22 protein-coding genes and 3 pseudogenes are annotated in these 24,539 nt (G+C 60.1%); 12 read left to right on the top strand and 13 right to left on the bottom strand.

The genetic code is table 11. The annotated features are described in order from the left end of the window. The first annotated feature begins 288 nt into the window (after positions 1 to 288). Positions 289 to 429 carry a hypothetical protein gene (locus AC04SH_RS31720; RefSeq protein ID WP_488577794.1) on the top strand — a complete coding sequence of 47 codons (141 nt, stop codon included), beginning with the start codon at positions 289 to 291 and terminating at the stop codon, positions 427 to 429. A gap of 7 nt (positions 430 to 436) precedes the next feature. On the opposite strand, the gene AC04SH_RS31715 is transcribed toward AC04SH_RS31720, so the two are convergent. Then, positions 437 to 889, bottom strand: coding sequence for a GFA family protein (locus AC04SH_RS31715; RefSeq protein WP_488577787.1), 453 nt, complete (start codon positions 887 to 889; stop codon positions 437 to 439). A gap of 563 nt (positions 890 to 1,452) precedes the next feature. After that, positions 1,453 to 2,529: a sensor histidine kinase gene (locus AC04SH_RS31710; protein WP_488577786.1), complete on the bottom strand. Its 1,077-nt coding sequence runs from the start codon at positions 2,527 to 2,529 to the stop codon at positions 1,453 to 1,455. A 619-nt stretch (positions 2,530 to 3,148) separates the two neighbouring features. On the opposite strand from AC04SH_RS31710, the gene AC04SH_RS31705 reads away from it, so the two are divergent. The 3 genes and pseudogenes from AC04SH_RS31705 to AC04SH_RS31695 all read left to right on the top strand — a co-directional run. Further along, positions 3,149 to 3,694 (top strand): ATP-binding cassette domain-containing protein, encoded by a 546-nt coding sequence (locus AC04SH_RS31705; RefSeq protein WP_477345011.1) that lies wholly within the window; start codon positions 3,149 to 3,151, stop codon positions 3,692 to 3,694. Positions 3,695 to 3,856: 162 nt separating this feature from the next. Continuing rightward, positions 3,857 to 4,252 carry a hypothetical protein gene (locus AC04SH_RS31700; protein ID WP_488577785.1) on the top strand — a complete coding sequence of 132 codons (396 nt, stop codon included), beginning with the start codon at positions 3,857 to 3,859 and terminating at the stop codon, positions 4,250 to 4,252. 428 nt (positions 4,253 to 4,680) lie between these two features. Next, positions 4,681 to 5,073: pseudogene (locus AC04SH_RS31695) on the top strand (Arm DNA-binding domain-containing protein); the annotation flags it as partial. Positions 5,074 to 5,113: 40 nt separating this feature from the next. Here the strand turns inward: AC04SH_RS31695 and AC04SH_RS31690 are convergent. The 7 genes from AC04SH_RS31690 to AC04SH_RS31660 are packed head-to-tail and all read right to left on the bottom strand — an operon-like array spanning position 5,114 to position 12,554. After that, on the bottom strand, positions 5,114 to 5,623 hold the full coding sequence (locus AC04SH_RS31690) for an NADH-quinone oxidoreductase subunit B family protein (protein ID WP_488577784.1): 510 nt from the start codon (positions 5,621 to 5,623) through the stop codon (positions 5,114 to 5,116). Positions 5,624 to 5,635: 12 nt separating this feature from the next. After that, a complete protein-coding gene (locus tag AC04SH_RS31685; protein WP_488577792.1) occupies positions 5,636 to 7,150 on the bottom strand; it encodes a hydrogenase large subunit in 1,515 nt (504 codons plus the stop codon). A 20-nt stretch (positions 7,151 to 7,170) separates the two neighbouring features. After that, entirely contained in the window at positions 7,171 to 8,622 is a 1,452-nt protein-coding gene (locus tag AC04SH_RS31680) for a hydrogenase 4 subunit F (RefSeq protein ID WP_488577783.1), read from the bottom strand. Beyond that, entirely contained in the window at positions 8,619 to 9,281 is a 663-nt protein-coding gene (locus AC04SH_RS31675) for a hypothetical protein (protein ID WP_006200993.1), read from the bottom strand. Before AC04SH_RS31675 ends, AC04SH_RS31680 begins: the two co-directional genes overlap by 4 nt. Continuing rightward, on the bottom strand, positions 9,281 to 10,237 hold the full coding sequence (locus AC04SH_RS31670) for a respiratory chain complex I subunit 1 family protein (RefSeq protein ID WP_477237637.1): 957 nt from the start codon (positions 10,235 to 10,237) through the stop codon (positions 9,281 to 9,283). The genes AC04SH_RS31675 and AC04SH_RS31670 overlap by 1 nt, the downstream gene beginning before the upstream one ends. Next, entirely contained in the window at positions 10,228 to 12,246 is a 2,019-nt protein-coding gene (hyfB, locus tag AC04SH_RS31665) for a hydrogenase 4 subunit B (protein ID WP_477237639.1), read from the bottom strand. Before hyfB ends, AC04SH_RS31670 begins: the two co-directional genes overlap by 10 nt. Further along, positions 12,243 to 12,554 carry a helix-turn-helix domain-containing protein gene (locus AC04SH_RS31660; RefSeq protein ID WP_477237641.1) on the bottom strand — a complete coding sequence of 104 codons (312 nt, stop codon included), beginning with the start codon at positions 12,552 to 12,554 and terminating at the stop codon, positions 12,243 to 12,245. The genes hyfB and AC04SH_RS31660 overlap by 4 nt, the downstream gene beginning before the upstream one ends. Before the next feature lie 251 nt (positions 12,555 to 12,805). On the opposite strand from AC04SH_RS31660, the gene AC04SH_RS31655 reads away from it, so the two are divergent. Next, positions 12,806 to 13,552: a spermidine synthase gene (locus AC04SH_RS31655; RefSeq protein WP_488577782.1), complete on the top strand. Its 747-nt coding sequence runs from the start codon at positions 12,806 to 12,808 to the stop codon at positions 13,550 to 13,552. 148 nt (positions 13,553 to 13,700) lie between these two features. Here the strand turns inward: AC04SH_RS31655 and AC04SH_RS31650 are convergent. The 3 genes and pseudogenes from AC04SH_RS31650 to AC04SH_RS31640 all read right to left on the bottom strand — a co-directional run. After that, a pseudogene (locus AC04SH_RS31650) lies at positions 13,701 to 13,823 on the bottom strand (transposase domain-containing protein); the annotation flags it as partial. A 746-nt stretch (positions 13,824 to 14,569) separates the two neighbouring features. Then, positions 14,570 to 14,740: a hypothetical protein gene (locus AC04SH_RS31645; protein ID WP_488577781.1), complete on the bottom strand. Its 171-nt coding sequence runs from the start codon at positions 14,738 to 14,740 to the stop codon at positions 14,570 to 14,572. 123 nt (positions 14,741 to 14,863) lie between these two features. Further along, complete coding sequence (locus AC04SH_RS31640; protein WP_488577780.1) at positions 14,864 to 15,130, bottom strand: hypothetical protein; 267 nt, start codon at positions 15,128 to 15,130, stop codon at positions 14,864 to 14,866. Between the two features lie 140 nt (positions 15,131 to 15,270). Between AC04SH_RS31640 and AC04SH_RS31635 the strand changes: the two are divergent. From AC04SH_RS31635 to AC04SH_RS31610, 6 genes and pseudogenes are all read left to right on the top strand, one after another. Beyond that, positions 15,271 to 15,591, top strand: a pseudogene (locus tag AC04SH_RS31635) (efflux transporter periplasmic adaptor subunit); the annotation flags it as partial. Between the two features lie 58 nt (positions 15,592 to 15,649). Further along, complete coding sequence (locus AC04SH_RS31630) at positions 15,650 to 16,069, top strand: hypothetical protein (RefSeq protein ID WP_488577793.1); 420 nt, start codon at positions 15,650 to 15,652, stop codon at positions 16,067 to 16,069. Continuing rightward, on the top strand, positions 16,066 to 17,991 hold the full coding sequence (locus tag AC04SH_RS31625; protein WP_488577779.1) for an ATP-binding cassette domain-containing protein: 1,926 nt from the start codon (positions 16,066 to 16,068) through the stop codon (positions 17,989 to 17,991). Before AC04SH_RS31630 ends, AC04SH_RS31625 begins: the two co-directional genes overlap by 4 nt. A gap of 1 nt (position 17,992) precedes the next feature. Further along, a complete protein-coding gene (locus tag AC04SH_RS31620; RefSeq protein ID WP_488577778.1) occupies positions 17,993 to 19,114 on the top strand; it encodes an ABC transporter permease in 1,122 nt (373 codons plus the stop codon). 126 nt (positions 19,115 to 19,240) lie between these two features. Then, positions 19,241 to 19,387 carry a hypothetical protein gene (locus AC04SH_RS31615; RefSeq protein WP_488577777.1) on the top strand — a complete coding sequence of 49 codons (147 nt, stop codon included), beginning with the start codon at positions 19,241 to 19,243 and terminating at the stop codon, positions 19,385 to 19,387. A 34-nt stretch (positions 19,388 to 19,421) separates the two neighbouring features. Then, positions 19,422 to 19,997, top strand: a complete 576-nt coding sequence (locus AC04SH_RS31610) for a universal stress protein (RefSeq protein ID WP_488577776.1) — start codon at positions 19,422 to 19,424, stop codon at positions 19,995 to 19,997. 318 nt (positions 19,998 to 20,315) lie between these two features. On the opposite strand, the gene AC04SH_RS31605 is transcribed toward AC04SH_RS31610, so the two are convergent. Then, positions 20,316 to 22,496 (bottom strand): adenylate/guanylate cyclase domain-containing protein, encoded by a 2,181-nt coding sequence (locus AC04SH_RS31605; RefSeq protein WP_488577791.1) that lies wholly within the window; start codon positions 22,494 to 22,496, stop codon positions 20,316 to 20,318. A 1,205-nt stretch (positions 22,497 to 23,701) separates the two neighbouring features. Between AC04SH_RS31605 and AC04SH_RS31600 the strand changes: the two genes are divergently transcribed. Further along, the gene (locus AC04SH_RS31600) at positions 23,702 to 24,529 is read left to right on the top strand and encodes a universal stress protein (protein ID WP_488577790.1); all 828 of its coding nucleotides are present in this window, start codon (positions 23,702 to 23,704) and stop codon (positions 24,527 to 24,529) included. Positions 24,530 to 24,539: the final 10 nt, after the last annotated feature.

Raw genomic sequence — 24,539 nt, 5'->3', positions numbered from 1 at the left:
CGGCAAAGATGGCCGCGAGGCGACGTTGGACGCTTCCTTCGGTCATGTAGCGCATTGCCTTCACAACAGGACAAGGATTGTACGGGCGACCGCCGGCCGAGTCCACGAGCCGGAACGTCGAGGATGGGTCGTCATAAGCCGGAATTCAACTAAGACACTAGCGGCGCGAGGGAGGCGTTGGTCGCGATGTACGCGAACGTGAACCAAGACCGCGCATTGTTTGCTTGCTATGGTGAAGCGAATTCAGCTCCAGACAGAGCTACCACCCGAAGAGAGGTCATACCGAGCATGACCGAGGGACCAGTGCAGCGTCGTTTGGCTGCCATCCTCGCTGCCGACGTGGTTGGCTACTCCAGGCTAATGGCTCTCGACGAGGGCGGAGCACTTTCGGCTTTCAAGATCGGCGCGAACTGGTCGACGGGAAGATAGCAGGGCATCAGGGCAGGATCTTCAAACGACACAATAAAGCATCCGTAGCGTCGCGAAACGGACTCTTTACCTGTGGGAGTCCGTCATTCGAAACCTCCCATTCGATTTTGTAGTTAGTCTGAGTGTGAACGACCTGTCCCCACCAGGCGTCTGCGGTCATCGGCCAATCCTCGGGATGGTCGAGCGACCCAATCATTATCCACATGTCAGGAGCTTTGTCGTAGACGAACACGAGCGGGGAACCACATCCAGTACAAAATCCGCGTTGTGCCACTTCACTTGATCGAAAATAGGAGGGCGTTCCTTGTGTGAATTCTACGCCGTCGTCAAAGCGAAGACCGGCCCTATGCGGACCGCCATAGGCCTTTTGACAAATCCGACAATGGCAGAAGGCTCCCGCAGTCGGGGCCTTCATTGATCGGTATCGAATCGCCCTACAAAGACAGCCACCTTCGATCATACCGCCAATCGATCTGATGACACCGTTCGTTCAGTATACATCAAATCATACGACGAAGGTCTGCAATTATGGGATGACTGCCTTCCGCGAACAGAGGCGCAAGCGACTGGCCGAAAGGGGATCCTGCTCCATCATCAGGAAGACATCGCGTTATCACCCCCTCTGCCGGCTCGGCATCGCCGTTCTGGCGGGTGAATTGCGACGATATTTTCTCGGTTGAACTTGGACGCAGCTATTCCCGCTGCTGCCAAAGACTCTCATTTCTTGGTCGGGCCGCGTTCTACGACCGTACGCTCCGGGCTGGGGCGTTCTTGTTTGGCCACTGCCCGAAAGCGAAAGTCTCGTCTCGTTTAAGGACGATTCAACCATGGTAATCCAATCCCGTCGGTGAATCTGTGGCTACAGGGAGGTAATGAACCCGATTTCCGGCCCCAATTTGAATGGCGACTTCGCGCTTATGCATTGAGGCAACCGTCATCTTTTGGCGACCCCGAGGCGTCGAACAGGACGGTGGCTACATCTGGCAAACTTTATGCAATGGCTAAAGGACGTAGCGGCATTCCTTAGCCCGCGGCCGTCGATCGTTTGAACATAATGGTAACTTTCGTGCCTTCAGCTGAACTGGAGACCACGTCAAACGAGGCCTTGGCGTTCTCAGTTAATGAACGCGCGATTAGTGCGCCGAGTTTGCCCGGCTTGGGCCAGGTCTCTCCATCGGGTAAACCAACCCCGTCATCCGCGACGATGATTCGGCAACCGTCACCGTCGACAACGCTGTGAAGTGTTATCGTTCCGCCTTCGCGTCCCTTAAAGCCGTGTTTGAGTGCGTTGGTCAGCAGTTCGTTCACAACCAGGCCGGTCGGCATAGCAACGTTGATCGACACCGGATAGGTATCCACCTTCATGTCCAGGCGTATGCCCTCAACGGCATGCGAGGCCATGACTGCTGAGGCTATTTGGCTCAGATAGATGCCGAGATCGACGTCGTCCTTCTGCTCGTCAGCCGAGAGCGTTTGATAGAGGATGGCCAGAGCATCAACGCGCCCCGCCAGCCGCTCGAAACGTTTCTGATCAGGCTCTGCTGCGTTGCGGGTTTCCAGCCGGATGAGTGCGGTTATCATCTGGAGGTTATTTTTTACCCTGTGCTGGAGCTCGCGCAGCAGAGTATCCTTTTCGCGGACAAGCTCATCAACCGTGGGCGCTGCTCCACCATGGATCGTTACGTCCACAAGGGCAACAAGTCGAAAGCAAGCCTTGCCGTTGTCGTCTACGATCACATTCGAGTATGCATCAACCACAGTCGGTTCGTCGACGCCGCGCTCCAGGCGAAAAGTTCCCACGAAATCGGTATCTGTTACAATGCTATCAGCCAGCGCACTGTCCTGCTGCTCATGGAGACCTACTCCGGAAAGCGCTGCCCAGTTCCTGCGTGCCAAACTGGCGGCTTTCAGGCCCGAGAGCTTCTCAAATTCCGGGTTGACATACACGACACGCTCATTCGCGTTCAGATCGGAAACAGCAATCGCGATCGGAACCTGGTCAAGGAACTTCTTGAATTGTTCGCTTTCCAACGCTGTGGCAAGGTCAGGCGTGTCGAGCAACTGCTCGACCGCTTCGGCCTTATCTGAATCGGATGTCATATGCGCGCCTTGATGGAGTGGATCAGATCAATATCAGCGATCGGCCTCATCCGCCACCGGCGAACGGGGCAGCGACAAGGCTTCGGCGTCGTAGTCGCATCATCGGCCGTTGCTGTGAACTCGGCGGCATCCTTAGAAAGCCCGTGCTTGCATGAAATATTCGAGGTCATAAGGGCAGATGTCCGAATTCGGATCTGTGCTTGTCATCGGCTTCGCCAACGTTGCCTCGCTTCCCCGCTCGAACAGACGGTTCACAAAGTGAAGCTGTACTCGAAAAGGTGACCGCGGTTTTCGTCGGTGACTCGAATCCACACAGGCTCGTTTGTGCGTAAGGTGACACTGCGTTCCGTTGCTTCCTGGGCTGCCCAGGCGTTGTCGCATTGACAATGCGCGTTGTCTAATAAACCCGCTCAAACGCGGCGGAGACTTCCTCGATAAATGGATGGCTGAACACCTGCGAATGCCTTCACCGATGATCCGGCGGCCATCTCCGATCTTGCCGACAAGGCCATGAAGGCAGCCGACCAGGTATCAGCGCCGACGAGATCAGCGAAGAGGTCGGGAGCATATTCGAGGTCATCCTCGAGGCGATGCAAAGCCGCTCCGGCGGCGGGGGTGGATGACCGTGCCGAAGTCAAAAAGGTTCTGGATCGCTGCAGGGATTCTGGCAACGCTTGTCATCGTTGCTCTGGTGCTCAGCGGCGGCGTCGGGCTGACGCCGATGGTGTCGATGCTTCATGCCCACCCGCAATCGATCTACGAAAAGCCAGCCAGCCTGTTCGTCGCAGGCTTCGTCGGTTCGCCGGCGATGAACTTTCTGCAAGGTCGATTGGACCACGCGGGCAGGCTCCAGGTTGGCGATGTTGGGATCGACACGTCAGGCTACGGTTTCGAAGATTCATCGCGAGAGCGCGATGTGGTGCTTGGCATCCGCAGTGAGGATATAAGCGTGGTGGATCAGGGGACGCCCGAAAGTATTCCCGGAACGCTGGCGTTTACCGAACTGCTGGGCGCGGACGCGCTCGGTTGGTTCGAATGCCTGGGCAAGCGGTTCAGTGTTCGGCTTGGTGTGAACGAAGCACGGGCGATGCATCCGGACGTCGGCCTCTGCTTTAACATGACCAAGGCATCCTTCTTTTCGGCGGCGTCGGAGCGGCGGATCTGACGATCACCGGGTCCCCGGGCGCATCAAATGGCGAACGACCTGTTCCGCCTTTAACTCGTCGCACGAACTGCCAGACGTTTGGATATTGGCGCACGTGGTTTTCGCAAACAGAAAGGTCGCTAAATATCTCGTTCGATCTTTCCGATGGCCCCTCAGGATCCGATGGCCCCTCAGGAAGAGAACGAAGATCTCGACAAAAATTCATCGCTCGCGACCAATTGTCCGATCCGCATTTTCGAATTCGAGCTGCCGAACGAGGCCCCGGTGCCCTCCCATTCACTGGCCGCCGACGGCTTTGGTTCGGGTAAATTCTACGATCTCGATCTGTTTGGTCGCCCGAAAGTGGTCGCGGAACCATATGGAACGATACGGGAAGCTTTCTCACTTTGGCCCACGAAAAACCCAATAAAATCAACAGTCTTCGGACGCCCTCCGGGCCCTACCATGACCATTGATTTTGCGACGAAAAAATGTACTAGTTGGAGCGGTGACGGTACTTTTTCGAGGCAACTTGGGCACGCCGTCGAACGCCGAAAAGTGCAAAAATCGCCCGATTGATCCCGATAGTTGGTGAAACCTCAAAATATTTTTTGTGGCGATTTTCCCTTTAAAATCAAAAGCGTAATTTTTTGACGGCTCCGATGCCGGACTTTTCGCGGATATGAAAAATATTTCACAGTATTTTCAATGAGTTATATGCCATTTGAACAATCGAGTGGGAATGATTCAGACCCACTCAAACGCCGCGGAAATACGCCAATGTGCGACGTAACATACTGAAGACAAAAATAAATCCTTCCAGGAACAATCAGCGACAATCGGTACGCAGAGATTGGCTTTGACGGACCGCTTGACGGACCTTCCGCATATTGCCCACCCGAATTTTTCTAAGTACCGTCGGAGCGAATGAGGCTCGTGACGGTACTTTTTTGTACCTTAAGGCATTGAAGGAAAAGGAATTTCCTGCCGCGGAGCTCGAAATCGTACTGACGGTACTTTTCAGGAGGCAATGGGTACTGACGGACGCCACCCTTAAGGCACTGAAACCAGGAGAGAAAATCTACAAGATTGCTGACCGTGACGGGATGTATGTCCGCGTCATGCCCAGTGGCGCGATCTCGTTTCGGCTGGACTATAGGCTGAATGGACGCCGCGAGACGGTCTATCTCGGCAGATATGGCAGAGACGGCATCTCGCTCGCGTTGGCCCGAGAGAAGTGCCTCGACGCGAAGCGCGCCATTGGCGAAGGGCGATCGCCGGCGATCGAGAAGCAGCGCGACAAGCGCCGCCTGAAAGAGGCAAAGAGTTTTGGCGAATTCGGCGAGAAATGGCTGAAAGCCGCGCCGATGGCATCGGATGGAAGGCTGACCCAAAAAGCGACAGCATCGACATTCAACCGGGGAGCACCAGTCGTTGCATTCACCCCTCAATCAAGGCGAGCAGGCCCTTCAGAATTTCGATTGGGGGCGGCGGGCAGCCTGGAATATGCAGATCGACAGGCAGCACCTCCGACACCCCGCCCACAACGGCATAGCTGCCGGCGAAACAGCCGCCGTTCCTGGCGCAGTCGCCGAGTGCGACTACCCATTTGGGGTTGGGTGTCGCATCCCAGGTACTCTTCAACGCCTCGCGCATGTTCTTTGTGACCGGCCCTGTGACAAGCAGCACATCGGCATGGCGCGGCGACGCGACGAAACGGAATCCAAAGCGCTCGATGTCGTAGAAAGCGTTGTTGAGCGCGTGCATTTCGAGTTCACAACCGTTGCAGGAACCGGCGTCGACTGCGCGGATCGATAGGCTACGTCCCAGCCGTTTGCGAGCGGCACCATCAAGGGCGTGGGCGAGCTCGTCGATCGCGGCTTCGCGTGCCAAGGGTGGGGGCTCGGTGAGCGGGGGTCGTGTCAGGCTTTCGAAGAGGAGCTTGCGCATGATGGCGTGCCTTTAGAGATCATGGCCGGAATAGGAGCAGTTGAACGACTTGTTACAGAGCGGAAAGTCGGCAACGATGTTGCCTTCGATCGCTGCTTCAAGAAGCGGCCATTGAAACCATGACGGGTCACGCAAGTGGCAGCGCTCGACCAGGCCGCCTTCGCCGATGCGCAGCCAGGCCAGGATATCGCCGCGGAATCCTTCGACCAGCGCCATACCTTCACGCGGGCCGTTCGTAGGGGGGACATTGGCGCGCGCCGCGTCGCCACCCGGCAGCCGTTGCAGGATCTGTTCGACCAGCAACAAGCTCTGCTCGACTTCGCGAATGCGGATCCAGACGCGGGCATTCACGTCGCCCTCCTCAAGGACAGGTACGTCGAAAGTGAGTTCGTCGTAAGGGGGGTAGCCCGGACTGCGCCGCGCATCGAAGTGACGGCCGGAGGCTCGGCCGACATAGCCGCCGGCTGCGTATTGCCGGGCAAGCTCCAGCTTGAGGCGGCCGGTTCCGACGGTGCGGTCCTGTAGCGAGGCGGTGTTGTCGTAGAGTTCAATCAGGCGAGGAAAGCGTTGCCTGATCTCCGCGATCACCGACCGAACCGCGCGCTCTCCCTCTTCGCGCAGGTTGCTTGCCACCCCTCCAGGCACGATGCAATCGCGCATCAAACGATGGCCGAAGGCGGCATCGCTGGCGCGCAAAACGCGTTCGCGCAGCACGCCGCAATGGGCGTGCATGAGTGCGAAGGCCGCGTCGTTGCAGATGGCGCCGATATCGCCGAGATGGTTGGCAAGCCGCTCCACCTCGGCCATCAGTGCCCGCAGCCAGAGGGCACGCGGCGGGACCTCGACACCGAGCGCTGCTTCGACCGCGCGGGCAAAGGCAAGCGAATAGGCCACTGTGCTGTCGCCGGAGGTCCTGCCTGCCAGTCCGGCTGCGCGATCGATGGGCGAACCCGCCATCAAACCTTCTATGCCCTTGTGAACATAGCCGAGACGCTCTTCCAGCCGCACCACCGTTTCGCCGCTTGCGGTGAATCGGAAATGCCCAGGCTCGATGATGCCGGCATGCACGGGCCCGACCGGAATCTGGTGGAGGCTGTCGCCTTCCGCGGCAAGGAAGCGGTAGGAAGACGCCACGGCTGGAGGCTGTGGCCGCGTCGCCAGGGGATGGCTGCTCCCCCAATGGCCATGGTCAAGCCAGCGACGGGTATCGGGAAGCCCCTGCGGCAGCAACCCGAAAAGGTCAGCGGCAGCACGCTCAAGCCGCAAAGCGGGCGGATGCCGCTGGCCGACAGATGGGTAGCGACCGCCAGGGCATTGCAGACTGATGACGCCGATGTCTCGAACCTCGTCGAGAAGCGCCATGTGGACGGTGTTCGGCTCCCCCCAGAGGCCGAGCAGGCTCCAGCGGCCCTCAGCGAGTTGCTCGACGGCAAGGCTCCAGATTTTCGGAGCCACCACGGCGCGCCTCGAAGGCGCGTGATGTTCGGCAGGACGGCCGGCCTCGATGAGGTCGACCAGCGCCGGCATGCTTCTTTTGCTCATCCGCTTCATCCCAGAATGGCCGCGACATGCTGGAACCACGTGACCAAGGGCGATGGCAGATATACGCCGGCGCCAAATACCAACGCCAGATGGGAATACATCGGCACGTAGGATGCCTCGACGGGTGCGGTGCTGCCGCGCGGCTCGCCGAAGGCGACGCCGATCAGCCGCAGCAGCAGGGCGCCGAAGGCGAGCAGAAGCCCGAACACCAACGGGATCGCCAGAAGCGGTTGCCTGGCAAAAGTCGAACTCACGACCAGGAATTCGCTCATGAAGATGCCGAGCGGCGGCAGGCCGGCGATGGCGATGACACCGATGACCAGCGCCCAGCCAAGCCCCGGATGAGTTTCCGTCAGCCCTCTTATGTCGGCGATCTTTTGCGTCCCCTTGACCTGCGCGATGTGGCCGACCGCAAAGAAGATCGCCGACTTGGTCAGGCTGTGCATGACCATATGCAGCAGGCCGGCAAAGTTCGCGAGCGGACCACCCATGCCAAAAGCGAAGACGATGATGCCCATATGTTCGATCGAAGAGTAGGCGAACAGGCGTTTGATGTCGCGGCGGCGGTAGAGCATGAAGGCGGCGAAGATGAGGGAGGTGAGCCCCATCGTGACCATCAACGGTCCCGGGGGTATCGCCTGCGGACTTGCGGCCAGCAGCAGCTTGAAGCGCAGCACGGCATAGAGCGCGACATTCAAAAGCAGACCCGACAGCACCGCGGAAATCGGCGTTGGGCCTTCCGCATGCGCGTCGGGCAGCCAGGCATGCAAGGGGGCAAGGCCGACCTTGGTGCCGTAGCCGAGCAGCAGAAAGACGAAGGCGACGTTGAGCAAAGCCGGGTCGAAACGCGCGGCATGTTCGATCAGCGCGGTCCACACCATGGCATTCGTGCCCGCGCCGACCACCGGTTGGGCGGCCATGTAGACGAGGATGGTGCCGAAGAGGGCGAGCGCAATGCCGACGCTTCCCAGAATGAAATATTTCCAGGCGGCTTCCAGCGCTTCATGGGTGCGATAGATGCCGACCATGAGCACGGTGGTCAGCGTGGCAAGCTCCACCGCCACCCACATCAAGCCGATATTGTTCGAGACGAATGCGAGGTTCATGCCGAACATCATGATCTGGTACATGGCGTGGTAGAACCGCAAATTCGGTGCGGTCAGCCGGCCGGTGTCGAGCTCGTGCGCAATGTAGGAGGCACTGAACACACTGGTGGTGAAGCCGACGAATGTGTTGAGCACGATGAAGACGATGTTGAGATCGTCGACCAGCAGATACTGCCCCGGCTGCGGCCGGTCGGTGACAAGAAGCGACAGCGCGGCAAGCAAGGTCAGGAAGCTGGCGAAGACATTCAGTCGTGCCGTCACCCGATAGTTCGGCAGCACGGCCATGAGTGCCGCAGCCGCTGGCGGTATCAGCAAAATGGCGGCCACCGCATCGAAGGAAAACCCGGTCAACGGCGTTCTCCCCTGTAGTCGTCGAGCGCACCGACATCCACCGAGTCGAACCTTTCGCGGATGCGGAACAGGAAGACGCCGATGACGATGAAGGCGATCAGGATCGAGAAGGCGACGCTGATCTCGACGACCAGCGGCATGCCCTTGGCGCCCGTGGCGGCCAGCACCAGGCCGTTCTCGAGCGACATGAAGCCGACAACCTGGCTGACGGCATTTCGGCGGGTGACCATCACCAGCAGCCCGAGCAGAATGATGGACAGCGCGAAGGCCAGATCCTCGCGCGCCAGCGGATCGGCCTCAGGGGTGACCCGCAGCATCAGGACCATGGAGAGCGTCACCAGACCAATTCCCGCCAGCATGGTCGGACCGATGCCCACGGCGGTCTCGATGTCGCGATGGATGCCGAGCCGCTGAATGATGCGATGAAGCCCGACGGGAATGACGATCGCCTTGAACACGAGGGCGATCGCGGCGGTCACGTAGAGATGATGGGCGTCCTGGATGTATGCCTGCCAGGCCACGGACAGAGCGAGGACGACCGCATGCAATGCAAACACGTTGATCAGCGCAAAGAGGCGATCCTGATACAGCATCATGAAACTAACCAGCACCAGGCCACCGGCAAGCAGATGGGCGATGTCGAAGGTGAGACCGTTCATCAAAGGCTCCGTGAGACGAACAGCAAGAGTGTGCCGAGCAGGGCCAGCATGAGCGCCGCCCCGAGGAAATCCGGAACACGGAAGACACGCATCTTGGCGATGGCGGTTTCGAATACGGCAAGGAGAATGCCGCAGACGGCAAGCTTGCTGACATAGGCGACGACGCCCAGACCGTAGGAAGCCGGCCCGGCCTGGGCAGTCACCAGTCCCCAGGGAACGAAGACGCAGGAAATCAGCGAGACATAGAGCAGCAGCTTCAGGAAAGCGGCAAACTCGATCATCGCCAGATGGCGGCCGGAATATTCCAGCACCATCGCCTCGTGAACCATCGTGAGCTCCAGATGGGTTGCCGGATTGTCCACCGGCACGCGGGCGTTTTCGGCGATCGCCACGATGACGAGAGCGATGAGCGACATGCCGAGCGACACCCGCAGACCGACATCGGGCGAAGCCATGAAGGCGGCGACGGTGGAGAGCTGCGTCGCTCCGGCGACGAGCGCGAGGCTGAACACGATCAGAAGCATGGCGGGCTCAGCCAATGAAGCGATCATGACCTCGCGACTTGAACCGATGCCGCCAAAACTCGTGCCGACATCCATCCCCGCCAGCGCAAGAAAGAAGCGGGCGCTGCCGAGCAGCGCAACGATGGCTATCAGATCGGCGGTCCAGCTGAAGGTAAGGCCGGTTGCGAACGTCGGGATGAGCGCGGCAGCGACCCAGGTGGCGGCGAAGATCAGGTAGGGTATGACGCGAAACAGCCAGGATGCGTTGTCCGCCAGGACGACTTCCTTGCGCATAAGCCGCAACAGATCCCGGTAGGGCTGGATCAGGGAAGGCCCCTGGCGCCGCAGCAGTCTCGCCTTCACCTTGCGCACGAAGCCGGTCAGCAGCGGTGCAAGCAAAAGCACCAGCATCATCTGTGCGCCCTGGACAGCCAACTGAAGGATCAGGGCCATAGCGCGAGCACCGTGAGCAAGGTGACGAGATAGAGGAAAACGAGAGTCAGATAGCGCCGAATGGTCAGGAACTGCAGGCGGTTCAACTTCAGGGTTGCAAAATCGATGGCGCCAGCGATCGGCTGATAAAAAGCCTCCCAGACCACATCGTGCATTTCGACAGTCAAACGCGCCGGGCCAGTCGCGCCGGGCGGTGGCATCTCTACCGTTTCCCTGGCCCGGAACGCGAATGTGCCGAAGACGCGGCGAATGGGCTGCGCGAAGCTGACTGCCGTGTATTGCGCGACCGGCGTAACGTCCGGCAAACCACAGCCCCAGGCGGGGCTCCAGCGGAGCGCATGCGAGGCGAAGCGGTGGATCACGACTGCCGCGAGCGATGCGGAAGCAGCGATGAAAAGGAACACCAGCAGGCCATTGTAGGAGCTGCGGCTCTCGGCGATCGGTACGATCGACAGCCAGGGCTGCGCCATCTGCACCGGCATGCGGTTGCCGATGAGCGAAAGCGTCACCGGTGAAAGGCCGTCTATGACGAGGCCCGGCAGAATGCCGGCAAGCAGGCAAAGTGCCGCGAGGATGAACATTGCCGCCAGCGAATAGCGATCGACCTCGTGCGCACGTTCCACCACGGCGGTCCGGGGCCGGCCGAGAAATGTAATTCCGAACGCCTTCACGAAACAGGCCGCCGCCAGCGCCGCCGACAATGCCAGCAGGCCACCAACGGCAGGCACCATGACCTTCAGACCCCACTGCGGCAGGTCAGGGCTCTGCAATATGGCTTGGAAGGCCAGCCATTCGGAGACGAAGCCGTTGAAGGGCGGAAGCGCGGAGATCGAAACGCAGCCGACGAGAACGACAAAACTGGTCAGCGGCATGCGGTGGATAAGACCGCCCAGTTTCTCCATGTTGCGCTCGCCGGTCGCTGTGAGCACGGCGCCAGCGCCGAAAAACAGCAGGCTCTTGAACAAGGAATGGTTGAGAACGTGGAACAGAGCGGCGGTGAGCGCCAGTGCCGCAGCCAACGGCATGGCGTTCGCCTTGAAGGCAAGCGCGAGGCCAAGGCTGACGAAGATGACGCCGATGTTTTCGATCGTGCTGTAGGCGAGGAGCCGCTTGAGATCCTTTTCCATCAATGCGTAGAGGATGCCGAGAACCGCGGTCAGACCGCCGAGGAAGAGCACTACGACGCCCGCCCACCAGGCCGGCTCGCCGAGTAGGTCGAAAACGACGCGTATGAAGCCATAGACGGCGACCTTGGTCATGACGCCGCTCATCAGGGCGGAGACATGGCTCGGTGCCGCCGGATGGGCGAGCGGCAGCCAGACATGCAAAGGGACAAGGCCGGCCTTGGAGCCGGCGCCGAGCAGCATGAGGCCAAGGACTGCGGCGGCGACGAACCGGCTTGGCTCGCCGGCACGCATCGCGTCGAATGTGTAGGTTCCGGCCGGTCCGGCCAGCAGACCGAAGGCGAGCAGCAGCGCCAACGTGCCGAAGCTTGCCATCACCAGATAGATGTAACCTGCCCGCGTATTGTCCTGTTCGCGATGGTGCGCCATGACGAGCGCCCAGGAGGCGAGCGACATGAACTCCCAGGACAGCAGAAAAGTGAAGGCGTCGTCGGCCAGCACGACAAGGTTCATTCCAGCGAGGAAGGCCGGGTAGAACGGCAGCACCCGATGCGGCGCGGATTCATGCCTGCCGTAGCCGAGGCCATAAAGACTGGCCATGGCGCCGCCGAAGTTGACGACGACGAGGAAGAAAGTCGAGAGCGCATCCAAACGGAAATGAGCGCCGATCCAGGGCAGTCCAAGTGGCAGCGTGACGGTTGAGATGCCGGCAGGATCGCCTGCCAGCGCGCTTGTGACGATCACGAACAGGGCGGCCGATATGCCAAGCGTTGCGCCATAGACCAGACGTGTCGCCGAACCACGTCGGCTGACCGCGACAGCCCCTATGGCGGTTCCGAGAAGCGCGGCGACGCCGCACAAGGGAAGGGCAACGATCGGCGTCACGGCAGGCTCTCGCCGGAGCCGGTCTCCGCATCGTCGGCGCCGGAAATCCTGGCTGGGTTGAAGCCCACCTTGAGCCGCACCCCACGCCCACCAGCCTGGCTGGTCGCACCTTCCCCGATCAACTCGATGCCGGCGACCTCAAGCGCTGCGATCAATTTCATCAGGGAATCGACATTACCCCGGATCATCCACTCGCTGGCTTCCATGCGCTGAATTGTCGGCACCGAAAGGCCGGACAATTCGGCAAGTCTGCGCTGATCGATGCCGAGCAGCGCCCTGGCGGCGCGCAACTGCGGAGCAGTTATCACAAATCGCCCCTTTTTCAGCTTTGAGACATAAGCTCTACGCGTTGCAGCATACATTGAAATGTGTTACAGTCAATAAATGATGTTTTAGATATCATCTTTTGATGTCAGCCGTTCATGGCCGGCTATCCCAGGCTGATGGCGCAAACCGGAGCGCACCTTGAAGGACCTCAGCCCTCAAAAGTCGTCCTCAAGATCAAGCCCATGCTTGGTGGAACTTCAGGATTTGGAACCCTGGCTACGATGGCTAAATCATGATCCGGATAGCAAAATATCACAGTGATTTCGGCAATATCGAAGTTCTTCGCGCGAAGGACACCGGCTCGTTCATCTACCGTCAAGGTGGCTGCTTCCAAAGCGAGTGCGACCCAGATGGCGTAAGTGTGGTGCCTTACATACACGCGATCTTTGGCCTTCTCGCGCAAATGCAAGCATCGGATGTGTTGATGATCGGTTGCGGTGGCGGCAGCCTGGGCACCATGTTGGACAGAGCCGGTGTGCGCGTGACGATAGTTGACATCAATCCAAGCGCCTTCCGGATCGCTCACAAGTATTTCGGGCTTCCTCGCGAGGTCGATTGTCATGTTGCTGACGGGCGCAATTTCCTGCGTAGCGACCGGCATCGCTACGACGCAATTGTCCTCGATGCATATTCCGGAAGACGCATTCCAGACCACCTATGCGCCGAGACATTTTTCGGCCTTGTTCAGACACGCCTGAAAAATGCTTCCGGCTGTTTGTTCGCCAATGTTCATGCGGGTCATGATCTTGACCTGATGCCCGATCGCGTCGCAGCAAAATTGAACAATGTCTGGGCTGACGTAAGGCTGCTCGATGTTCGCGGCATGTCGGATCGCAACGCGATTGTCATGGCCGGCAAGGTGCGTAATCTCGTACAACCAGCCTTGCACATGCCGCCGTCGGTCGGAGCGGATGAGATCGCGCGAGACCTAAGTCTACTGGCGTTCAGGCCTTGGCATTTACGCCGCCGAAAAGCATGACGGCTGGGGGTCATCTGGCGCGACAACCAGAAGGCTTCCCACACTCCTCGAACTGCCAGTTCAGGCTTCGCTGCTAGTGCTGAGCGATCTTCGTTGCCAGACTAGACACGACCACACGACCGTAAGCGTCCGGTTGCTGCACATGGCGTCAGCTCTTGACAGGATTTCCCGCTTTCCATGCCCATGGGAGGAGTTCGTCGAGGCGGTTGACCGGGTGCCGGTCGACCATGCGCTCGAGAACGTCGGCGATGTATGCGTAAGGATCGACACCGTTGCGCCGCTTCGCAAATGGAGCGGCGGGCTCTTTTAACGGGTGCGGGGCAACGATGTATCTTCCGCAATTTTTGGTCGGCATGTTCGCGACGTCGTTCATCGTGGCGATCTGGGCTGACATGGAAACGGGTGCCGTCTGGACGGCGCTTGGATGGGCCATCCTTGCCTTGGTCATATTGCAACTTGGGTATGTCGGTCTGGTCGTCAGCTTGATCTATGAACGGGCATCGAAAGGCGCCGAGGCAAGCCCGGCATCGGCAGCAGCGAATGATCTAAACCCTACAGGTCCAGTTTAGCGGCCCGACGGTCCGTTGGGGTGTGTTCGACTGACCGCCGGGCCTGACCGGCTTGGGGCTTTTGGGGGCAAGCCGGCTAAAGCCGACCATAATATTAGAAACTCTGCAACAAAACCTTGCGGGGACATTTCCCGCCAATGGCTCTTGGCGGAGGAGCGGCCATCAGGAGGCGACCCCTTCAATGGAGTTCGCCATGCACCAAAAGACCCTCGCTGACACCTTAGCCGCCCGCGAACCCATGTATGTCAATTGCGGGCATCCGATGTGCTACAAATCGACAAAGCTCGATATCCAGGCGCTAATCGACAGGCTCGGGCCTGACCACGGGTCGATGCATCAGGATCTGGTCGGGGTCTTCGGCGCTTTCGTCCGTCCTGCTCATAGAGGACACGCTCGACAGTTCCGGTCTGACCATTCCCGCCGAAATCCAGATTGGTGACTGTGGCGTTCAGCGCGTAGCGAACGCCGCGCTCATGTTCCGCGGCAGACTGAAGACGCCCGAGCCCACCATCGAACCGATGAGAAGGGCGGTGAGCGCGCCAAGGCGCAGCTTGTTGCTTGATCCTACCAATATCGAAGCGGCCGGCACGGCTGATGTGGAAATTTCGGTGGCGGCCATAGCGGGTCTCCCGCGGGTTCTGGGCCCCAGGAGAATGTGTCGGATGCGTCTGGAAGGCTTTGATGCGCGTCAAATCCGAGCGCCGAAATTGTCAGGAGCGGGATGCGAATTGTCTGGGTTTGATCACAGTGTGTTGTCTACAGGCATCATGCTGCGAATAGTCGAGAGGCGGCAGGTGGCATATCGCAAGGACGAGATTGAGCTGCCAATGGCGAGCCTCCCTGCCGCCCGGTTCAATTCCATTTGAGGGCCGACATAAAAGACCATTGGGCTGCGTATGATCTGCGTCAAAGTCGGATCGATGGCGCTGCGATAGTGGTGTGGGGCCGGGACAGGTTCTTTCCCGGTCAAACATTCGTTGGAGCTGTCTTTTGTCGTATTTTCGATCATCCCTTTTCGCCGCTGCCTTGACGACAAGCATCACCTTGAGCGCTGGACCTGTTTTTCCAGCCGATCAGCCGAGCTTCAGCGACAGGATTCATACGCTGTGGGATCGGCTGGGAGGCAAGCAGCTCCCCGCCAACATTGCCATGACCAACGGACGCATCGAGGCAGAGGAAGTGCTGGTTTCGGCCAAGCTTGCCGGTCGCGTCTCGGACGTTATGGTGGACGAGGGCCAGACCATCGACGCCGCTACCGTGGTGGCACGCATGGATACGGCCGATCTGCGGGCCCAGATGGCCGGCGCGCAAGCGCAGGTCCGGCGGGCTGAAAAGGCAGCAGCCGAAGCGGAAGCTCTGATCGCGCAGCGCAATAGCGAGCTTGTGCTCGGCCAGCAAGAGTATGACCGCGCATCCACGTTGAACGCGCGCGGCTATGGCAGCAGGCAGGATCTCGATCTGCGCAAAAGCCAGCTCACAGCGGCGCAGGCCGCACGCATCGCCGCCGAAGCAGGACTGGACGAGGCACATGCGGCAACCGACGCGTCAATACAAGCTCGTGCAGTCGGGCGAGGTGGTCGCCGCCGGCGCACCGATCGTCACGCTGCTCGACCTGTCGAACGTCTACATGACCGTTTTCCTGCCGGCGCAGACCGTCGGCCGCCTTGCGATCGGTGATGAGGCGCGGATCATCCTCGATCCTGCCCCCGAATATGTGATTCCGGTCACGGTTTCATTCGTGGCGTCCGACGCACAGTTCACGCCCAAGACCGTGGAGACCCAGGACGAGCGCGAGAAGCTGATGTTCCGCGTCAAGCTGCAGATCGCTTCGAGCCTGCTCAAGCAGTACGAGTCGCGAGTGAAGATCGGCGTGCGGGGCGTGTCCTACGTGCGGACAGATCAGACAGCGGCCTGGCCCACCGAGCTTGCCGTGAAGCTTCCGCAATGATCGGTGCCGTTCTCGACTTCCGGCATGTCGTTCACCGCTACGGCAAGACGCCGGCGCTTGACAATGTCGACATGGTCATCCCCGCGGGTCCCATGGCCGGTCTTATCGGTCCGGATGGCGTGGGCAAGTCGACCTTGCTCGGAATTGCCGCCGGTGTCACTCGGGTTCAGCAAGGACAGGTCCGTGTGCTCGGCGGTGACATGACGGTTGCGGGCGAGCGCCGTTCGGTCGGCGCACGCATTGCCTATATGCCGCAGGGGCTCGGCCGCAATCTTTACCCCACGCTCGGCGTCGCAGAGAACCTCGACTTCTTCGGCCGGCTGTTCGGGCAGGGGAGCGCGGAGCGCCATGCCCGCATCGACGAGCTTCTCGCCGCCACCGGCCTCGCCCCGTTCCGCGACCGGCCGGTCGGCAAGCTCTCGGGTGGAATGAAGCAGAAGCTCGGCATCTGCGCGGCGCTGATCCACGATCCCGACCTGCTCATCCTCGACGAGCCAACGACCGGTATCGACCCGCTATCACGCCGCCAGTTCTGGGACCTTATCGCTCGCATGCGTGAGCGTCGCCCGGGCATGAGCGTTCTTGTCGCGACGGCCTACATGGAAGAAGCCGAGCGCTTCGACTGGCTGGCCGCCATGCATGGCGGCCAGGTGATCGCGACCGGCAGTCCGGCTGAAATCCGGGAAAAGGCCGGGGAGGCTACGCTGGAGCGCGCCTTCGTCGCGCTCATGCCGAAAGAGGTGCGCCAGGCCGATACGCCTTTGCTGGTCACGCCGCGCATCCTCCACGACGGTGTTCCCGCGATCCAAGCGGATGGTCTCACCCGCCGCTTCGGTGCCTTTACGGCCGTCGATCATGTCAGCTTCCGTATCGAGAAGGGCGAGATTTTCGGTTTCCTCGGTTCCAACGGCAGCGGCAAGAGCACGACCATGAAGATGCTGACTGGTCTCCTGCCCGCCACCGAGGGCAAGGCCGCGCTTTTCGGCCAACCGCTCAATGCGGGCGACATGGAGACCCGACGGCGCGTCGGCTACATGTCGCAATCCTTCTCGCTCTATGGTGAACTGACCGTGCGGCAGAATCTCGTGCTGCACGCGCAACTGTTCGGCATCACGCACAAAGAGATCGAGCCGCGCATTGAAGAGATGCTGGGCCGTTTCGATCTTGGCAGCGTCGCCGACAGCAAGCCGGAAAGCCTGCCACTCGGCATTCGCCAGCGCCTGCAGCTTGCGGTCGCCGTCATCCACAGACCCGAGGTGCTCATCCTCGACGAGCCGACCTCCGGAGTCGATCCGGTCGCCCGCGACGGCTTCTGGCGCTTTCTCATCGCGCTGTCGCGCGAGGACGGCGTCACCATCTTCCTATCCACACACTTCATGAACGAGGCGGAACGCTGTGACCGCATCTCCTTGATGCACGAGGGTAAGGTGCTGGCGCTCGGCAGTCCGGCCGAGTTGAAAAAGCAACGCGGGAAGGAGATGCTGGAGGACGTCTTCGTCGCAGTGCTCGAAGAGGCGGGGATGGGCAGTGACGCCGGACAGGCGACGTTGTCCGCGCCCGCCAGCCAGGAGAAGGCTTCGAAGCCAAGGGCTGTCGATCCGCGCCGGCTTTGGGCCTATGCATGGCGAGAGACACTGGAAATCCTGCGGGATCCGGCGCGTCTGGTCTTTGCTTTTCTCGGACCGGCACTTTTTCCGGCAGTCAACTTTTCCGGCCTGCTGGTACCCGTCTCGTCGCTTTCGGGCAGCGGGCGCCTGCTCGGCCTTGCCTTCCCGGCCGCTTGGTATCAGCCGATCAGCGTCGGCGTCTTCGCCAAGGGGCTCGGCTTCGCGGATTTGTGGCCTAATCTTGCCGTGCTCGTCCTTTTCGGCCTCGGCTTCATCACTGCTTCGGTCGTCGCACTGCGCAAGCAGGGAGCCTGACATGGCCGCGTCCCTCGTCACAATCTTACGCCTTGGCATCAAGGAACTCCGCAGCCTGTGGTCCGATTCGGTCCTGATGCTGCTGATCGTCTACACCTTCACCTTCGCCATCTACGCCGTCTCGACGGGTGCGAAGTTCGAGGTCGAGAACACGTCCGTCGCGGTCGTCGACGAAGACCATTCCATGCTTTCCACCCGCTTGCACGATGCGCTGCTGAAGCCCTTCTTCAAGGAGCCTGTGCTGATCGATGCCGACGACGTCGACCAGGCGATGGATTCCGGGCGCTTCGTCTTCGTCGTCGAGATTCCGCCCAAATTCGAGCAGGACGTGATTGCCCGGCGGCATCCCGAGATCGGCCTCGACATCGACGCCACCGCCATGTCGCAAGCCGGCAATGGCGCATCCTATATCCAGAACATTCTCCTTCAGGAGGTGCTTGCCGCAATGCCCACTACAGTACAGGCCGAGCCGATCGACCTCGTGATGCGCGCCAAGTTCAATCCCAACCTCAAATCCGAGTGGTTTACCGCCGTCATGCAGGTGATCAACAATATCACCATGCTGTCGGTGATCCTGGCGGGTGCGGCCCTCATCCGCGAGCGGGAACATGGCACGATCGAACATCTTCTTGTCATGCCGGTCAGGCCGATCGAGATCATGCTCGCCAAGATTTGGGCAAATGGACTGGTGATCGTGGTGGCCGCGATCTTGTCCCTGTTGGTCGTCGTCGAGCGTCTTCTGGGCGTCCCGGTGGCGGGTTCGCTGCCGCTCTTCGTGAGCGCCGCCGTGCTCTATCTCTTCTCGACCACCGCGCTCGGCATCCTCATCGCCACGGTCTCGACCTCCATGGCACAGTTCGGCCTGATCGTCATGCCGGTGCTTATCGTCATGAACCTTCTGTCCGGCAGCACGACGCCGATGGAGAGCATGCCGGCCTGGCTTCAGGAGGCGATGATGGTTTCGCCGTCGCCGCATTTCGTCGCCCTGTCGCAGGCGGTCCTTTATCGTGGCGCCGGCCTTGCAATCGTCTGGCCGCAGATGGCAGCACTCGCCATCATAGGCGTCGCGTTTGTCGTGCTCGCCTCGTTGCGCTTCCGCAAGGCTCTGCTCAGCATGCAGTGACAGCCGGCTCCGCATGATCGGGCCGGCGCTGGTCAATCACCCGAAAAGAAAAACCTCGGCGACTGACCCCGGACCACGAACGAGTGAGAGTCATTGCTCAGCGCCATCCGGCACATAGCAAACGCAATGAGTGATCCGTCTTTGGAAAAGACGATCTGTGCTATCGAGCTGGCAGCGTCGCTGCCTTTTTCAGCCGGCGCGGAAACGGAGAAAACCGGACTGCCATTAGACGCATCGCGCAGTTCGACCCTGCCGGATAAAAAAATCGCTTGAAGAAACATTTCACGCAAGTGCCGAACGGTTCGGCGTGGACGTCCGCTTCAAGGTCGCAGAGCGGAGCTCGGCGGACTGGAAGAACTACTATACGCCCTACGCGGATCTGGTGATCGCTACCCAGCCCAATCCGGAGGTTGCCGACCGGATCCTACCCGAAGTGCCAAGGGATTTGCTTATGTCCGCGGGCGTGCCGATGATCCTGCTGCCGCGGGACTGGCGGCCGACGCCCGTTGGAGAAGAGATCGTGATTGCCTGGTCACCAAGCGGGCAAGCCGCGCGTGCGGTGCACGATGCGATGCCCATCCTGACCCAGGCGCGAAAGGTCACGGTATTCGTCTTCGCTCCCCCGGCCGACGCAAAGGATGCGGATGTCGACCTGCTGCGCGACCATTTGCGTATACATGGCGTCAAAGCCGAGACCGATCGCTGGACGGACAGCGGTGATCTATCGGCAATCGAGGCGCTATTTGCTTCGCGCGCAATAGAAGAGGCAGACCTTATCGTTGCCGGCGCCTACAGCCATTCGCGAATCCGTGAGGCCTTGTTCGGCGGGATGACCAAGTCCCTGCTTGAGCAATTCTCCCTGCCGGTGTTCGTCTCGCACTGACTACGAACCCAACTCGGCAAAGGTCGGGCCATCGCAAGCAAGCGGATGACGGGAGCGGTCGGTACGGCCTGTCAGGTCGAGCCACTTCCGAAATCGACCGTGCGCATTAGCACGAACCCCGGTGTTCTACGTTTTGAACGGCAGCTTTGCGCCTTATGGCAGTCTTTCCCACGATCCCGTCCATTCACCAAAAGCGGTCATCGCTCGTGCAGAGGCCACAGGCAGCTTTGCGCCAATTCCGGTCGTTTGCGGTTATGGCGAACAAGGTCGCATGTGTATCCCGCAAGCAGACTTTCGGCCTTCGCGGCATTTGGGAGTTCACTTGACGACGGAAAATTCGAACTGGTCCCAGCGGTAAACGGCCTTGTATTCGTCGTCGCGCCCCGGCGTCCTGAACACATTGCGATAAATTGCTCCACAGCTTGTCAGCTCTACCGGAAAGGCATTGCACAAGAAATTGCCTTGCACCCACGAGGTTCCTGAGCGGGTCCTTTGGCCAATGGTCTCGCTGACGGCGCCGTCGACGGAGGTCGTGCGCTGCATAGGCAGGAACTTGTCAAACGCCAATCTTCCGCGCGTTTCGTGGCCGAACACGAGAGACCTTATTTCCGCGCCTGTGAGCCGGTCCTTCGGATTCATGCCTGCACTTGCCAATGCCGGCAGATCGGGCACACCTGCCTTGGTCAGGCCGGCCAAAAGGCGTTCGATATCGGCCGCATTCTTGAACACCATGTAGTCCTGGGTGATCAACTGGCTCGCCCCGTATTCCATTCTGCGCGCAACAACCTTCCTAAACATTTCCAAGGCGGCTGCGGCCTGGTCGGTGCGCCCAAGATGCCCATAGGCCGAAACAAGGACTTGCAGGGCATAGAAGTTGGCCGGTGGATCGGGCGAAGCAAGGTCCATCTTCCCGATGGAGCGAACCGCGCCCTCGAATTTCCCTTGACCGAACTCGGCCAGTCCGGCCTGGTAGCGCCTGTAGTCCATCCACGAGATCGGGTCGACGCGCGCAGCCGCATCGAGATAGCTCAGCGCTTCCTTCGGCCGGCCGTTGAAATTCAGGGCATTGGCCAGCGAGAGATAATTCCAGGAATCGCTAGGATCGAGCGCCACCGATTTCAGAAGAACGCTGACTGCTTCGTCCGAGTTGTGCTCCCTGACCATCAACTCGGCGACCAGTTGATAATAACCCGGCGAAGGATGTCGGGCGGCGAGCTTCAGGGTTTCGTGGACTTTGTCATAGGCCTCGGCTCGCGTGAGCCCCATCACCACGGCCCGGTCGATGTCCGCGTCCCAATAGGCCCAGGCGAGTTGGGCATGAGCCGCGCCGAAATCGGGGTCGAGTTGCACCGCGTTCTGGAAATGCTTCACAGCCTGCGCAAACTCCTCGGGGGTGTTGACGTGGTTATAGATGTCCATCCCTTTGAGATAGACATCATAGGCCTCGGGATTGTTTGTGCCTCCCGCGCGGGCGGGCGGCGCGACGCTCAACAGGTGGAGCTGGAGCGCGCCGGCAATGCTGCCGACGACCTTGTCCTGCAGCGCGAACACGTCCGCCCACCGGCCGTCGAAGCGCTCCGCCCAGAGATGTCCGGATGTCGAGCTGTCGATCAGTTGCGCATTGATGCGCATGTCGTCGCCGACGCGGCGAATCGAACCCTCCAGCAGATAGCGGACGCCCAATGCTGCAGCAATCTCCGCCGGCTTCGTGTCCTTGTCCTTGTAGGCAAAGGCCGCGTTGCGGGAGACGACGAAAAGGCCGGGCACGCGCGCCAGTTCGGTCGTCAGGTCCTCGGTGAAGCCGTTGGCGAGATATTCCTGTTGCTTGTCGTCGCTGAGACTGTCGAAGGGCAGGACTACAAGCGACGGCCGGGCATCTACCGCCTCGCTGGCCGCGGGCGCAGCAGGCTGCGCAGGCCTCTCCCACGGCTGCCACCATGCCGCCGCAAGGCCGAGGGCCAGGATGAGAACAGCCGCCGCTACCGGAAGGCGCCAGGCGCGCGGCCGGCGGCGAGCTTTGAGGGTCGTGCCCGCTGCCGCTGGATCAAGCACCACGCGATAGGTCTGAACTGGTTCGGCAATGTTCTTGACCCTCTGCTCGCCCATCGGCTCGAAGGCGAAAGCCAGTTTCCTCTCCACCTCCTTGGCCACTTTTCCCGACACGCAGATGCCGCCGGGTTCCGCCAGTTGCTGAAGCCTGGCTGCGATGTTGACCCCGCCACCATACCGGTCCTCGCCCTCGACGATCACCTCGCCGAGGTTGATGCCGATCCGCACGTGAATCTGCTCGGTTTCGGGAAGCGAAGCGTTGCGCTCGCCAAGCCCGCGCTGCAGCGACGCCGCACATTCGACGGCATCGATGACGCTGCCGAACTCGGCCAACATCCCGTCGCCCATCAGCTTGAAGATATGGCCGTGGTGGCGTGCAATTTCGGGTTCAAACAGTTCCTTGCGCCCGGCGCGAAGGCGCTCGAACGTGCCGGCCTCATCGCGCTCCATCAGAGCCGAATAGCCCACGACATCGGCGGCGAGAATCGCGGCAAGCTTGCGGTCCATTGTTGGCCTGGCCCCGCAGGATCATAGTATCAGTTGTTCTGAAAGGAAACCGACCTCACCGGCGCTCAGCAAATCCCTTCTTTCCGCGCTTTCCTCGACGGCTGAGGTTTTGTCAATGTCGTATTCACCACATTCGAGACATTCGAGCTTGCCTGCCGGAATGGCTCGTTTGGGTCAGGCCAAGGCATCAGTTCTTCTCACAGTTGCGTCCGCTATCGTTCTTCCGACGCCAAAAGCCGCCATTCCGCTAACGGCCCAATTTCGGTCATTCAGTGGGAGGAAGTTCCTGGCGACCCGCAAACACAGCATCGATATCTCGAAGCTAGTAGTTAATCTCGTTCGTCCTCCTTAGGTTCGCCAGACCATACGAGAACATACGAAGGATATGGCTTGGCGAACCACCCCGTAACTGCTTGATTTTGTTGAAAAGGCGAGGTCCATCCGGACCCACCATGACCATTGATCTTGCGCCGAAAAAATGCGCTAGTTGAAGCGGTGACGGTACTTTTCGAGACGGCTTGGGCACGCCGTCGGACGCCGTAATGTGCAAAAAATCGTTCGATTGGTCCCGATAGTTGGTGAAACCTCAGAATATTTTTCTGCGGCGATTTCCCTTTAAAATCAAAAGCGTAACTTTTTGGCGGACCATGCGTCGGCTTTCAGTGCCGCAGGCAAGAAAAAACCCAGCTAGATCAACGACCTAGCTGGGCTGGAAACAATCGAGTGGGAATAGGGGGCGGCGTCAGTAGCGGCGTTCGGCAGCCCTATCTCCTCCTCTTTTTAGTGCTCACCAGATGTCTTCAACCGTTCCTGCGCTCCTTTCTGACCGTTTGGCCAATCAGATACGTCGGCGCTTCGGAAGTAAATCCCGCTCAGCTCCGCAGAGGGCCATGGCGTACGGTGGCGTGCAAATAGGCTGGTCATAACAGGCCCGAACAAGGGGCTGTCGTTGCCACGTTCGGGTTTGGCGGCAGAGCTATCCGGATCACAACGGCTGGTGAAGGGCTGCTCCTGCCCAAGCGCTTGGCCACTCCTCAGGCTCGAGACGCATTTGCGATGAATCAAAGCTCGTCTCGTCCACTGTGACTACAAGATGTTGCAGGATGGCAGCTGGCCGTTGGACAATGGAGACGATCCTAGTGAAGCTGATGGCATCTCTATCCTTGGGGACCTATCCAGACGCCAACTCCTTGAAGGTCGCGGCAAACGCGGTTGCCGCCGTCAAGCGAATCGACGCAGCGCTTCATGCCGTCGCCATTAATGTCGACATTCCCGACGTTTCGAACCCGCTCTCAACCTATTTGCTCGATCTCCCCTACAAGATAGCGGAGGTTGAGGCGACAAGCCGCAAGCATGGCAAAGCTCTACTTGAGGCAATTATCCAGGAAGCCGCACGTGGCGGTGTGACCCTCAGCACGCAGGAATTGACAGCACCACCGGCCTTGATGGGTGATGTTGCCGCGAAGCATTCCCGCTATTTCGATATCAGCCTAGTCGGCTCGGCGGCGTCCAACCAGACGGCGCGGATGTTAGCCGAGGCGATCCTGTTCGGCTCGGGCCGACCGACCCTGCTTCTTCCCGACTCCACGGACGTTGGGGTGCTTGGACATGTCGTTATCGCTTGGGACGGCAGCCGAGTGGCCGCAAGGGCTGTTGCCGACGCGCGGGCTTTTCTCGAACGTGCCTCGACGATCACCGTTGTGACCGTGACCGACGAAAAGCCGCTTCCGGGGCAGGGCATCGGCGAACGCCTTGCACTGGGCTTGAGGACGCGTGGTCTGGTGGCCGAGGCTGTATCTATCCAGGCAGGGGACACTTCAATCGCAACAGCGCTTCAGGAGCATGCTCTGAAGGTCGGCGGCAACCTGCTTGTCATGGGCGGATACGGCCACTCCCGCGTCAGGGACTTCGTGCTTGGCGGCGCCACCGAAGGCATTCTCGCGGATCTGCGCCTGCCTGTCCTCCTGTCGCATTAGGTCGTGGCGA

This window comes from Mesorhizobium sp. CNPSo 4688 (assembly GCF_057784295.1).
This window is presented reverse-complemented; position numbering and strand designations above follow the sequence as displayed.